At 62.6% G+C, this 13,654-nt stretch carries 10 protein-coding genes; 8 read left to right on the top strand and 2 right to left on the bottom strand.

Going from position 1 to position 13,654, the window contains the following annotated elements; translation table 11 throughout:
* The first annotated feature begins 110 nt into the window (after positions 1-110).
* The 7 genes from ACTQXI_RS01685 (at position 111) to ACTQXI_RS01655 (ending at position 10,532) form a co-directional block, all read left to right on the top strand.
* Positions 111-3,584, top strand: a complete 3,474-nt coding sequence (locus tag ACTQXI_RS01685) for a DEAD/DEAH box helicase (RefSeq protein WP_441048288.1) — start codon at positions 111-113, stop codon at positions 3,582-3,584.
* Between the two features lie 165 nt (positions 3,585-3,749).
* A complete protein-coding gene (locus ACTQXI_RS01680; RefSeq protein WP_154515902.1) occupies positions 3,750-4,112 on the top strand; it encodes a desulfoferrodoxin family protein in 363 nt (120 codons plus the stop codon).
* A 117-nt stretch (positions 4,113-4,229) separates the two neighbouring features.
* Positions 4,230-6,215, top strand: a complete 1,986-nt coding sequence (locus ACTQXI_RS01675; protein ID WP_441048286.1) for a hypothetical protein — start codon at positions 4,230-4,232, stop codon at positions 6,213-6,215.
* 294 nt (positions 6,216-6,509) lie between these two features.
* On the top strand, positions 6,510-7,031 hold the full coding sequence (ruvC, locus tag ACTQXI_RS01670) for a crossover junction endodeoxyribonuclease RuvC (protein WP_035137351.1): 522 nt from the start codon (positions 6,510-6,512) through the stop codon (positions 7,029-7,031).
* Positions 7,031-7,651 carry a Holliday junction branch migration protein RuvA gene (gene ruvA, locus ACTQXI_RS01665; protein ID WP_441048284.1) on the top strand — a complete coding sequence of 207 codons (621 nt, stop codon included), beginning with the start codon at positions 7,031-7,033 and terminating at the stop codon, positions 7,649-7,651. Before ruvC ends, ruvA begins: the two co-directional genes overlap by 1 nt.
* Entirely contained in the window at positions 7,651-8,718 is a 1,068-nt protein-coding gene (gene ruvB / locus ACTQXI_RS01660) for a Holliday junction branch migration DNA helicase RuvB (RefSeq protein ID WP_128620210.1), read from the top strand. Before ruvA ends, ruvB begins: the two co-directional genes overlap by 1 nt.
* A 146-nt stretch (positions 8,719-8,864) precedes the next feature.
* Entirely contained in the window at positions 8,865-10,532 is a 1,668-nt protein-coding gene (locus ACTQXI_RS01655) for a formate--tetrahydrofolate ligase (RefSeq protein WP_427794639.1), read from the top strand.
* Positions 10,533-11,026: 494 nt separating this feature from the next.
* Here ACTQXI_RS01655 and ACTQXI_RS01650 read toward each other — a convergent pair whose 3' ends face one another.
* Positions 11,027-11,263: a hypothetical protein gene (locus ACTQXI_RS01650; protein WP_035137347.1), complete on the bottom strand. Its 237-nt coding sequence runs from the start codon at positions 11,261-11,263 to the stop codon at positions 11,027-11,029.
* A 138-nt stretch (positions 11,264-11,401) separates the two neighbouring features.
* Here ACTQXI_RS01650 and ACTQXI_RS01645 point away from each other — a divergent pair, with 138 nt between their 5' ends.
* The gene (locus ACTQXI_RS01645; protein ID WP_441548195.1) at positions 11,402-12,358 is read left to right on the top strand and encodes a hypothetical protein; all 957 of its coding nucleotides are present in this window, start codon (positions 11,402-11,404) and stop codon (positions 12,356-12,358) included.
* Positions 12,359-12,376: 18 nt separating this feature from the next.
* Here the strand turns inward: ACTQXI_RS01645 and ACTQXI_RS01640 are convergent, their stop codons facing one another.
* A complete protein-coding gene (locus ACTQXI_RS01640; protein ID WP_441048280.1) occupies positions 12,377-13,558 on the bottom strand; it encodes a cation diffusion facilitator family transporter in 1,182 nt (393 codons plus the stop codon).
* Positions 13,559-13,654 lie beyond the last annotated feature (96 nt).

Below are 13,654 nucleotides of genomic sequence, written 5' to 3'. Positions count from 1 at the left end.
TTGGCTGACGGCGAATGAGTCGGGGTCGGAACACATCTCAACCGACATATGGGGGTAGCTAAAATAGCCCCGTCCCAAATTAGCTACCCCGGGTGAGATTGGAGGAAGCGATGGCGCAGGGGACGTTTGTGCAGGCGCTTCGTAAGGAGGCGGCGCTCAGCAGTACCTTTATGAAGGGGCGTTCGCTCATGCTCAACGGCGCCGTGCTGTCGTTTGAGGACTCCGGCTCGCGCTTCTCCAAAAACGTGAATATCGAGGGTACGGTGCGTGGTTCGCGCGGCGACCTGTATAAGACGCACGTGGCGCTCGATATGGACGAGCACGAGGTTGTCGACTACGACTGCGATTGTCCCGCCGCCTTCCGCTATTCCGGCATGTGCAAGCACGCCATCGCCACGGCGTTGGCGTATCTGGATGCCAGCGGCGCCGAGCCCGTCGAGGGTTTGCGCACGCCGGTCCGCACGTTTACGGTGCCGCCCGCACAGTCCAAGCAGCCCACACGCCCCGCGCCCAGCGCATCTCCGGTCAACCCCAACTTTCCCTTCCCGGCGCCCGTGCCCACGAGCCCGAGCCTTGTGGCAGCGCTTTCCGATCTTTCGGACGCGCGCATGGATAAACTCGTGGCCATGCGCCGCAAGCTCGCTGGCACCATTGACCCCGATGCGCCCAAAGCAGTGCTGGAGCCCTCGCTGGTGCCGTACTACAATCCGCTGTTTGCCGATCGCTTTAGCTGGGCGCTTGAGTTTCGCATCCGCTGCGGCTCGGTGTCCTACGTGGTTAAGGATATCGACGGCATGGCCGATGCCTATGCGCGCGGCGGTACGTTCTCCTATGGCAAGAAGCTTACGTTCCTTCATGCGCCCGAGGCTTTCGATGATGTATCGGCAAAGCTGCTCGACTTTGTTGCAATGACGGTCGCCTACCTAGGCGATATTACGAGCTCGCGCTCGGCATCGTACGACTTTGCCCGCAGCGGTTTTGTCGCCGAGCGTCAGTTGCCGGTATCCGAGTATTCCATCGTGTCCGTGCTGGACCTGCTGCGTGGCAGGACCATGTCCTTTGAACCTGCTTGGTCGCGGGGGACGACGACGCACCGCGCCTACGAGGTGACGGTCGAGTCGTTGCCGGAAGGGGAGAACGAAGTCCCGGCTAAGCGCCCGCCGCTGATTGCTGCCAAGATTGTGCCGGCAGCCGGGGGCAGCTACGACTTGCGCCTTCCGGCCGATACGTACTGCTTTGCCTCGGGCGACGTCGCCTATCTGGTCGATACGCGCCGCGCACGCCGTACCGACACGGCGTTTGCCCAACATGCCGCGCCGTTCCTATCGCACTTGTTGCCCTGCCGCACACCGGTCCATATCGCCGCCGACCAGGTGGGTGAGTTTTGCCGCATGGCGCTGCCTATCTTGCGCGACTACACCGACCTTACCGCGCCCGCTGTGCTCGATACCGTGGCGCCCGAGCCAAGCTTTGCCATGGCGATCGGTGTCGACGATGGGCTCGTGACCTGCAAAATTACGGTTACCTACGGCGACTGGTCGGCAGATCTCTTTAGCATGGGCGCTCCGGGCAGCCCCTTCGAAGAGCAGCGCCCGGGCGTGCCGCCGCGCGACGAGGTGGCAGAGTTTCGCGTTATGGATACGGCGGCTCTGTATTTCGACTTTTACGAGGGTGGCCTGGCGTTTGAGGAACGCGATGACGAGAGCCTGTTCCACTTGCTCACTGAGGGCCTGTCTGCCCTGTCCGAGCTGGGCGAGGTCATGCTCAGCGACCGTCTGCGCCAGATCTCGGTCCGCCCTGCGCCCAAGCTTTCGGTGCGCGCGACCGTCAAGAGTAACCTGCTCGACGTCGAACTGGGCGCGAGCGGCCTTTCGGCGGCAGACCTTGCCATCTACCTCGATTCCTACAAGCGTCACCAGACGTTTGCTCGTCTCACGTCGGGCGACATCATTCGCCTGGACGAGGGAGCGCGCGCCGCGTTTGGTCTTGCCGAGGATCTGGGGGTCGATGCCGTCGACCTGCTCGACGGCGTGTCGCTTCCCGCGTCGAGTACCCTGTTCGTCGACAGCATGCTTGCGCGCACGCCCGCGCTCGAAGCCGATCGCGACGCTGCATTCCGTCGCACCGTCGAGCGCCTGGACACGCTCGGCAAGATGGACTTTACGGTGCCGGCCTCGCTCAAGGCCACGCTGCGTGGCTACCAGGTCGATGGCTACCAGTGGCTCGGTTCGCTCGAGCATCTGGGCCTTGGCGGCATCTTGGCCGACGACATGGGCCTGGGCAAAACGCTCCAGATGATCGCGCATATCCTGGCGCGCGTGGAGGCGGGGGACACTAAGCCCACGCTTGTGGTGTGCCCTGCGTCGCTTGTGTACAACTGGACTGCCGAGCTGGAGCGCTTTGCCCCCTCGATTGATGTGTGCGCCATTGTGGGTGCTAAGGCCCAACGTCGCGTGCAGATTGCCGGCGTGGCCGAGCATAACGTGGTCGTGACGTCGTACGACCTCATGCGCCGCGATATCGACGAGTACGTCGAGCAGGACTTTGCCCGCGTGGTGCTGGATGAAGCCCAGTACATTAAAAACCCGCTCACGCAGGTGGCTCGCGCCGCCAAGCGTCTGCCGGCCGGTGTGCGCTTTGCCCTGACGGGTACGCCCATCGAAAACCGCCTGTCCGAGCTCTGGAGCATCTTCGACTTTTTGATGCCGGGCCTGCTCGGCACGCGCGAGTCGTTTGCCAAGCGCTTCGAAAGCCCGGTCGAGCACGCCGAGGGTGACAGCGCCGCTCGCCTGCAGGCGCTCGTGTCGCCGTTTGTGCTTCGCCGCGTCAAGGAAGACGTGGTGGCCGACCTGCCCGAGAAGATCGAGGACACGGTGATGGCGCAGCTCACCGGCGAGCAGCGCAAGCTCTACCTGGCCAACCAGGACCGCATTGCCCAGCAAGTGCAGCACCGCGAGGCCGGGGAGTTCAAAAAAGATAAGCTCAAGGTACTTGCCGAGCTCACCAAGCTGCGCCAGATCTGCTGTGATCCTCATCTGCATTACGCGGACTACAAGGCGGGAAGCGCCAAGCTCGATACGTGTATGGAGCTCGTCCACGGCGCGCTCGACGGCGGTCATCGCATCTTGCTGTTCAGCCAGTTTACGGGCATGCTCGATATCATCGGCAAGCGCCTGGCCAAGGAGGATATCGCCTTCCTTAAGCTTACGGGCGCATCGTCTAAAGAGAGCCGCGCCAAGATGGTTGCGCAGTTCCAAGCGGGCGAGGCGCCGGTGTTCTTGATTTCGCTCAAGGCGGGCGGCGTGGGCCTTAATTTGACGGCTGCCGACGTGGTCATCCACTACGACCCGTGGTGGAACGTGGCGGCGCAGGACCAGGCGACCGACCGCGCCCACCGCATTGGCCAGCAGCACACCGTGACCGTGTACAAGCTCATCGCCAAGGACACGATCGAGGAACGCATCATGCAGATGCAGGAGTCCAAGCGCGACCTGGTCAACAGTGTGCTCGGCGGCGATGGCATTTCGTCGGCGCTGTTCACGCGCGAGGATGTTCTGGCGCTGCTCGGTGGCGACGGTCGCTAGCTGCGCGCGGGATGGGGCCGCCGGGCTGGGCCAGGTCGCCGGTTCGTCCTGGCCCGACCGTTTATCCCATCCGTTATGTGTTCATTTGCAATGCCATGGATGGTTCGGCGCTCTTTGGGCATAAGAACCATTGAGAACATTGGCACATCAGCAAAGGAGAACATCATGGCGAAATTCTTTAAAGACTCCGACGGCAAGCTCGTTGCCGCTCTTGGCGACGACGTTGCGACCCCTGCCGGCTGCACGGAGCTGACGGCAAACACCGAGGATGCGGCGCACGAGAAGCACGTGCCTGTTGTCGAGATCGAGCGCGATGGCCACGTCATTCGTGCTCGCGTGGGCTCGACGGAGCACCCCATGCTGCCCGAGCACTACATCGAGTGGATCGCGCTTGAGGCCGAGGGCCGCCTGGAGGTCCATTACCTTGAGCCCGGCATGAAGCCCGCGACGTTTTTCGCTGGCGGCTCCAAGACCGGTACCGTCTATGCCTACTGCAACCTGCATGGGCTGTGGTCCGCGACGTTCTAGGAGCGCGCCCCCGCTCGGGGTATCATAGCTAGCATATGCACATGCAAGCGCCGGCTGCATTATGCGGCCGGCGCTTTTACTACGGTTTCGATGGTTTACGACGGAAAGGGCTGGGCCATGAAGCTCGCACTTGCACAGATCGATATGCGCCTGGGTGATATTGAGGGCATTTGCGGTCGCATCGAGGACCAGGCTCGTCTGGCCCACGAGCGCGGGGCGCGCGTGCTGTGCGTCCCGGCTCCGCTCTTTATGGGTGCTCTGCCCGGCGGCCTGATGGGTACTGCCGACTTTGAGCACGACATGCTGACAGGCCTGACCGGTGTTGCCGAGCGTATCCAAGAGCTCGATATGATCTGCATCGTGCCCGCGGCGGTTTCGTTTGAGGGCCAGCCGCTGCTCGACTACATGATGCTCAAGGACGGTCATGTGGTGCCGGCGCGATCGAGCATTGCCCTGCAGCGTGGCGAGAACAACGACACGCGTTGGGCGCCGCCGGTGTTCGACGTGGACGGCGTGCGCATCGCCGTGATTTTTGACTTGGACCGCGAACTCGAGATGTTGCCGACCGGTGTTGACCTCATTGCGTATTTCCAATTCAACGCGTTTGACATGACCGACCGCGAGACTGCCGCCATCGCCGCCGTTCGCAGCGGTGCCTACCGCAAGATCGCATCTAAGCGCAGCGTGTGGTTTGCCTGCATGGCGCCGGTCGGTGCGTACGACGAGTCGGTATATACCGGCGGTTCGTTTGTGCTCGACGACTGCGGTCGCGTGGTGGCCCAGGCGCCGTGTTTTGAGGAGAGCCTGCTGGTTCAGGAGATTCAGCGCGGCGTGATGCTCGATGCCCTGGAAGATCACGAACTGCCCGAGTTTCGTTCCGAGGAGTGGCTGTGGCAGGCGCTGGTGCTCGCCGTGCGCGACAATGCCCGCGCTCGCGGCGCGTCGCGTGCTGTGGTGGCACTCGAGGGTGACTTGCCGTCGTCCCTGCTGGCGGCACTTGCCGTTGACGCTCTGGGCCCGCGTAATGTGATTGGCCTTGTGCTGGGGCGCAACCGTATCTTTACGCCGGCTCAGGAAGAGGCCGAGGCTGCCCGCTGTGCCGCCGTCCGCGCGATTGCCGAGCGCCTGCACATTCGCACCGTCGAGCGCGATGCACCGGATGCGGCGCGTGTGCTCGATCGCGACGTGTCGGCGGGCGATGCCGAGCGTCTGCGCTCGCGTGCGCTGGGCCTGATGCTCGAGGACACGGCGCTCGAGCTGGGCGCCATGGCGTTGAGCCCGCTCTCCAAGACCGAGTACGCGCTAGCGGCGCCCGCGCTGTCCGGCGGCTACCAGGGCGACTTTGCGCCCTTTGGCGATGTGTACCTGTCGACGCTTGAGTTTGTGGCGCGCGTGCGCAACCGCACGTCTGCCGTGGTGCCCCAAGAGCTCGTGACGCTCAACGCGGTGGAAGATTGTATGGAGCGAGTGCTGGCGCAGGCGCTCTCGACGCTCGACGGTCCGGTCGATATGCTCGACCGCGCGGCACAGCTGCTCGGCGGGCTTGAGCCGGGTGAGGTCGATGGCGCGCTCGAGGCGCACGTGGACCGCAATCGATCTTTCGACGACATCCCGATGGCCGCTGGCAAGCCTGAGGCCTGCTCGCTGCTGCTGATGCTCGTTCGACAGGGTGAGGCTGCCCGTCGCATGTTGCCGACGGCGCCGATCGTTTCGGCCCGTTCGTTTGCCGAGCGCGCTTGGCCGTACATGCTTGCGTGGTCCGATTTGGGGCTCAACGGCAAGGAGCGCATGACGGTTGATTCACTGGCGCGCGCCGAAGTGCGCCGCTTTGCCGATAGCGATACGGGCGATCGCATGCGCGGTGAGATGATGGGTCTGTTGGGTGAGCTGTTGGGTATTTCGCCCGAGCAGATGGAGGAGCTGCGCTCTGAGGACGGTCAGCGTCGTTTGCACGAGGGAATGAAAAAGTTCGAGGGCGAGGTCCAGGACGCCATCGAAAGGATGATGGGCGGCCAGGGCGGACCGCAGGGCGGGCCCCAGGGCACGCCGATGCCACATCCGCCGGTGGATCCCCGTCAGTTTCCTTTTTTCTCGCAGAACTAAACTGGGGATGGGGCCAAGGTTACGCGGTTTTGCCAAACCGCGTAACGAGTCGACGCTACGCGAGCCCCTGCCGGGCCATCTGCCGCTCAAACCGTCGCTTGCGTACAGAAGTACGCGGCGCTCCTCTTTCGCGACACCTTGCCACGGCAGGGACTCGCTCGCTGACTTATGCTCAACCTATGGTTCGACCTTGCTTGCCAGATACGGTCGCTGTTGTGTTATTCTAGAACAGACGTTCGTGAATAGTGCGTGGGGCCTTGCCTTGCGCTGCGCTTGTGACGAGGGGAGGTTGGCTTGGTTATCTTGGGTATCGACCCTGGTTTGGCCCATACGGGGTGGGGGATTATCGAGGAGCGACGTGGCGAGGTTCGCTGTCGTGCCTATGGCTGCATCGAGACCAGTGCTGGAAGTCCGCTCGCGGTGCGCCTGTCGCATATCGCCCGCGACCTCAAGGGCGTTGTCGAACGCTATCGTCCCGATACCGCTGCTATCGAGAGCATCTACTTTGGCGCCAACGTTCGTTCGGCCATCCCCACGGCGCATGCCCGCGGCGCTGCGCTTGTGGCGCTTTCGGAGTGCGCGCTCGAGATTGGCGAATACACGCCTATGCAGATTAAGCAGGCTGTTGTGGGCACCGGCGCCGCAGATAAGCGACAGGTCGCCTACATGGTGCGCACGCTTACGCAGCTCGATCACGACCCGCACCCCGACCATGCCGCCGATGCCCTGGCCTGCGCCATCTGCCACGTTAACCTCAGCCGCACCCGAGCGCTTACCGGCGGCGAGTTCTATCAACAGAGAGGAACCGGATACTGATGATCTCCCAGCTCCACGGAACGCTTGTCGAGGCCACGATGAGCTCGGCCGTCGTCGATGTGTCGGGCGTTGGCTTTGAGCTCGGCATCTCGGGCAGCACTGCGGCCACGTTGCCGACCCCCGGCGGCGAGGTCCGCCTCTACACGCGCATGCAGGTGCGTGAGGACGCCATGACGCTCTTTGGTTTTGCCTCCAAGGACGAGCGCACAATGTTCGACCGGCTCGTGTCCGTCTCGGGCGTTGGCCCGCGCTTGGCGCTCGCCGTGCTTTCCACCTATACCGTGGGGCAGCTGTATTCGCTGGTGATGGCCGAGGACGACAAGGGCATGGCCAAGGTACCCGGTGTGGGTAAAAAGACAGCTCAGCGTCTCATTCTGGAACTCAAGAGCACCTTTGCCAAGGATAAGGGCTTTGTGCCGGTCGACGTGATTCCCGGACAGGCTGCGATGCCCGTGCCCGCTGCCGCTCCCTCGGCCATCGATGATGCCCGCGCGGCACTCCTTTCCATGGGCTTTAGCCCGCAGGAGGCCGATGTCGCTCTGAGCGGGTATGATGGGCAGGATATGCGTGTCGAGGATCTGCTCGGCGCGGCGCTTAAGCGACTCGGAATGGATGCGTGATGTGGGAAGCCGATGACTCTCAGGACCTGTGGGCGACGCCCGGCAGCTCGCCGGCGGCATCCATGGCGCATGGCGAGCGCATGGTGGGCTCGGAGCTGACGCCCGAGGACCTCGATGTCGACCGTACCCTGCGTCCCCAGCGCCTGGACGACTACTGCGGTCAGGAGCATATCAAGCAGAGCCTTCGCGTGCTGATCGAGGCGGCGCAGAGCCGTGGCGAGACGCTCGACCACGTGATCTTCTCGGGCCCTCCGGGTCTGGGCAAGACCACGCTGGCCACCGTTATAGCCAACGAGCTGGGCGCTCAGATTAAGACGACGAGTGGCCCAGCCATCGCGCGCACCGGCGACCTGGCGGCCATCCTTACCAATTTGCAGCCGGGTGACGTGCTGTTTATCGACGAGATCCACCGCCTCAATCGTTCGGTCGAGGAGGTCCTGTATCCCGCGATGGAGGACTTTGCGCTCGATATCGTGATTGGCAAAGGTCCGGCGGCGCGCTCGATTCGCCTGGATATCCCCAAGTTTACGCTGGTGGCGGCAACGACCCGCTCGGGTATGCTGACCGGCCCGCTGCGCGACCGTTTTGGTATTTCGTATCGCCTGGACTACTACACGGTCGAGGAGCTTGCCCAGATCGTGACGCGCTCGGCAACCATTTTGGGCGTGACAATAGACCATCCGAGCGCGCTCGAGATCGGCTCACGCTCGCGCGGCACGCCACGTCTTGCCAACCGCTTGCTCAAGCGCGTGCGCGATTACGCCCAGGTGCGCGGCAACGGTCCTATTGAGCTTGATATCTGCCGTCAGGCGCTCGAGTTCTTTGAGATTGATGAGCTTGGTCTGGACTGGATGGACATTCGCATCTTGGAGACGCTCGCCAAGACGTTCTCCGGCCGTGCCGTTGGCTTGACCACCCTTGCCAGCGCGGTGGGCGAGGATCCGGGTACGCTCGAAGATGTCTACGAACCCTACCTGTTGCAGTGCGGGTTGATGATTCGCACGCCGCAGGGCCGTCAGGCAACCCTTCGCACCTTTGAACACCTGGGGATTGAACCTACCGTTTAGGGGCGGGTTTGTTTTGGCTGGTCTGTAGGCTATCGCTGGGCATTGGATAAACATATCGCCGTTCATCGGTTATGGGCGTTTTACTATTGCGCGCCCGTGCTATGCTGAATTGGTCTTTTTCTCATCCGGTAACGAAAGGACCGCCCATGCCTACTGACATCGAAATCGCACGTTCCGTCACGCCGCTGCCCATTACCGAGGTGGCCAAGAACGCCGGCGTCGACGTTAAGCACCTGATTCCGTACGGCTTCGACAAGGCTAAGGTCGACTATTCCCTGCTCAACGAGCCGACCGATCACCAGGCCAAGCTTGTCCTCGTGACCGCTATCAATCCCACGCCTGCGGGCGAGGGCAAGACCACCACGACCATCGGTCTGGCCGACGGTCTGCGTCGTCGCGGCGTCAAGAGCGCCGTTGCCCTGCGCGAGCCTTCGCTCGGTCCCGTCTTTGGCGTCAAGGGCGGTGCCGCCGGCGGCGGCTGGGCCCAGGTCATCCCCATGGAGGACATCAACCTGCACTTTACCGGAGACTTCCACGCTATCGGTGCCGCCAACAACCTGCTGGCCGCCATGCTCGACAACCATATTCAGCAGGGCAACCAGCTCGGCATCGATGTTAAGCGCATCACCTGGAAGCGCGTCGTCGACATGAACGACCGTCAACTGCGCCATGTTATCGATGGCATCGGCGGCAAAGCCCAGGGCGTGCCGCGCGAGGACGGCTTCGATATCACCGTTGCCTCCGAGGTCATGGCAATCCTGTGCCTGTCCACGAGCATCAACGACCTCAAGGAGCGCTTGGGCGAGATCGTCGTCGGCTACAGCTATGCCGGCGAGCCCGTCCGCGCCCGCGACCTCAAGGCTCAGGGCGCCATGGCTGCGCTGCTTAAGGACGCGCTCAAGCCCAACCTGGTGCAGACGCTCGAGGGCACGCCCGCGTTTGTCCACGGCGGTCCCTTCGCCAATATCGCCCACGGCTGCAACTCCATCATGGCCACCCGCATGGCCATGCGTTTTGGTGACGTCGCGATTACCGAGGCCGGCTTTGGCGCCGACCTTGGTGCCGAGAAGTTCCTGGACATCAAGTGCCGCATGACGGGCGTTCGCCCCAGCGCTGTCGTGGTCGTCGCCACTGCCCGCGCGCTTAAGTACAACGGCGGTGTCGCCAAGGCCGACCTCAACGACGAGAACCTCGAGGCCCTTAAGGCCGGCATGCCCAACCTGCTGCGCCACGTCGACAACATCCAGAACGTCTATGGTCTTCCCTGCGTGGTCGCCATCAACCGCTTCCCGACGGACACCGAGGCCGAACTTGCGCTCATCGAGTCCGAGTGCCAGAAGCTCGGCGTCAACGTTAAGCTGTCCGAGGTTTGGGCTAAGGGCGGCGAGGGTGCGCTCGACCTGGCCGATGAGGTCATGCGCCTGATTGAGCAGCCGAGCGAGCTCAAGTTTGCCTACGAGGACGGCGCCGATGTGGCCGACGCCCTGGAGGCCGTTGCCACCAAGGTCTACCGCGCCGATGGTGTCGACTTTACGCCGGCTGCCAAGCGCCAGCTCGCCGAGCTGCGCGAGAACGGCTTTGGTAACCTGCCGGTGTGCGTCGCCAAGACCCAGTACAGCTTTAGCGATAACGCCAAGGCTCTGGGCGCGCCCGAGGGCTTCCGCATCACCGTGCGCGAGCTCAAGGTTTCCGCCGGTGCCCACTTTGTGGTCGCGCTGACCGGCAGCGTTCTGACCATGCCGGGTCTACCCAAGGTTCCCGCGGCCGAGAACATCGACGTCGACAACGACGGCAACATCACCGGCCTTTTCTAAGCCTGCTGCTCATAGCCGCTTGCCCGCCCCGCCGTGCCTACCAAGGCCCGGCGGGGCTTTGTGCGTACCTATACCGATAGCTACGTTTCTCCGTATCGTTCGGAACAGGTGACGAGGTCGGCGTACTACAAAATTCGAGCTATTCCAACGGCCAGGATGTGACGCCTGAGTATCCTTGCGCCACGCATGTGCCCAACGAGTAGGGCAAAGCAACAGGGAGTGAACTGAACAATCCCCGGTGGCGCAAAACGCAGCGCCGCCGGGGACTTTTTGATGCAAATTGGCTCCGAGACAAGCTGTCTGGGCCAGCCGCGCCACGAAAAGCGCCCATCTACTACGTTTGCCAGGGTTGGACCGACCATGGAGCGTTTTTTAACAATGCGGCAAGACGTTTACCTGCGGTTTTGTTAACGCAAATTTGGCTATGGTTGGCACCCTTGGGTTAAACGTAGTAGATGGGCGCATTTTGTGGTGCACAGCCCAAGAAGAGGTCGTTAGCCGCGCTGGAGGCCGAAGAGTTTGGCGTTGCGCTCGGCGACCATCATGTTGATATCGGCGATTTCCATCTCGCCGTCAATGTAGGGCTGGTAGGTACCGTACGGATCGCCGGCTCCCAAGCTGCAGCTGCCGCAGTTGTCGCAGCTGCCGTTGCCGCAGCCAGCGAGCGCCAGTTTAATGATCTCCTCACGCTCGGCACGCGTCGTGTCCTTGATGAGCTTGCTTTTTGCCATGACATATCCTCGATTCGCTTGTGACCGTCGGCCGCGCATGTCTTGTAGATACCGGCGGGCTTTGTCCATCATAGGCTTTTGCGCGGGTAGAATGCATGGATAACTTGATGCTTACAGGCGACGGAAAGGAAACGTTGCATGGACCAGGACAAGACGACCGTAATGGGTGGCTACGGCTCCCCGCGGACGGGCAATGGCGCCGATGAGACCCGCGTCGTGCCGAATCCCGGCTACGCTGCCCCCGATACGACGCAGGTGTCGGCCGATCCTACGCGCGTTGTGAATTACGGAAACGCGGCGCAGGACCCGCATGGTGTCTCATCGCAGAACCCCTACGGCAACGCGGCGGTAGACCCTTATGATGACCTGCTGCAAAATCCCATTCCGCAGCCCCAGCAGACGACATATATGCCGCGCACGGCACAGCCGCGCTACGAGTCGCACGACCGATACGCGCGCGAGCCGTATCGTGAGTATCCCAAGTCCATCCCCCAGTATGGCGAGGACGAGGAGAAGAAGCCTTCGCGTTCGTCGAGCGTGATCAAGAAGATTCTTATCGTGCTGGCGATCTTCTTTGCCTTGTCGGTTGTGTTTGCCATCGTGTCGGGCATGCTCAACAAGCGGGGCGCCACGACTGATACCACGCCCGAGCAGACCGAGACTGCCCAGTCCGGCACCGTCGACCTGAGCGATATCCCGGGTCAGTACTGGTCAAACGCCAAGAAGCTCCTCAAGTCGCGCGGGGCCGATCTTTCGAATGCCGTGATTCTGACCGACGACGGCTCGACGCCCGTCGTCGATGCCAACTGGGTCGTCACATCTGCCTACTACAACGGTGACGGCAACCTTGAGATTCAGCTCACGCGCAAGGACGGCTCGTCGGGCAATGCGTCCGCTGATCAAGGCGCCACGGACAGCTCGAGCTCTAACACGCTGGAGGACCTGAGCAACAAGGCGCAGGAGCTTGGGGATAAGGCCCAAGAGCTGGGCGACACAGCCCAGAACCTCGGTGATACTGCTCAGAATCTGGGTGATATGGCAACGAACGCCTGGGATGCCCTGCAAAACGGCATTTCGGGCGCGCAGGGAAACTAGCGGCCGAGCGGAGCGGGGCTACAACTGCTCGGCCGGACGGTCGGGCGAGCTAAAACCCGAGTCAAACGTGACAACGCATGATGCATCGGGCCTGCGCTCGTGCACGATATGCGTTACGCGCTCCAACAGCTCGTCGTCGGAGATGCGAAAGCCGTCGGGACGCACCAGGTCAAATGACACAAAGCCATCGTGCTCGTGCAGGTCATGGATGGAGAGCGCGGGATCGATCTGCATGACGCCACGCTTGACCCAGCTGCGCAGGTCGTCGCCGGTGGTGGCGATGGGGTCGCAGTGCAGCGTGATGTCGATGCCCATCTGGCGTTTAATATCGTGTTCGATGGTGTCCAGGATCTCGTGGTGCTCAAAGGCATCGCCCTCGCCGGGCATTTCCACGTGTGCGCTGGCAAACTGACGGCCGGGGCCGTAGTCGTGCACCATGAGGTCGTGTGTGCCCAAGACCTGGGGGTACGACATGATCCTGTCGCGGATTTCCTGGACGAGCTTGGGGTCGGGCGCTTGTCCCAACAGCGGGCTGATGGCGTCGCGCACCAGGCCCATGCCGCTGATGCAGATGAAGATGCCCACACCCAGGCCTGCCCAGCCATCGAGGTCAAAGCCGGTCGTCTGCGAAATAAGCGCCGCCGCCAAGACCGAGCCCGAGGTGATGACGTCGTTTTTGGAGTCCTGCGCCGTGGCGATGAGCGTCTCCGAGTCGATGCGGTCGCCCAGCGCGCGGTTGAATGCGGCCATCCATAATTTGACGAGCATGGACAAGACGAGGGCGGCTAGGGAGACCAGCGTGTAGGCGGTGGGGGAGGGCTTGATGATCTTGGTAATGGACTCGAGCACCAGGTTGATGCCGACGGCACAAACGAGGACGGCGACAAACAAGCCGGCGAGGTATTCGTAACGGCCGTGGCCATAGGGGTGGCCTTCGTCGGCCGGGCGGCTGGCAAGGCGGAACCCGAGCAAGCTCACAATGTTGCTCGAGGCGTCGGAGAGGTTGTTAAAGGCGTCGGCGACAAGAGAGACAGAGCCGGCGAGCAGACCCGCGATGCCCTTGGCCAGGCACAGGGTAATGTTGAGGCCAATGCAGATGAGGCTTGCGGCAAAGCCCGCGTTGGTGCGACATGATGCATCGACCGGCTCGCCCTCGCAGCCAGGAACAAGTGTATGTACCAGCCGATTTACAAATAGCATGGCGTACCTCCTCGCATCCTCGTTTAAGGGGATAGTGTAGCTCGCATGGGCGCGCCGTGCGCCGATGCTCAGAAAATGCAGTAATGGTCTGCTGGA

Origin of the sequence: Collinsella sp. LCP19S3_C9 (assembly GCF_052121575.1) — a bacterium.
Taxonomy (GTDB): domain Bacteria; phylum Actinomycetota; class Coriobacteriia; order Coriobacteriales; family Coriobacteriaceae; genus Collinsella.
The sequence above is the reverse complement of the archived record's forward strand: the minus strand, read 5'-3'. Positions and strand labels throughout refer to the sequence as shown.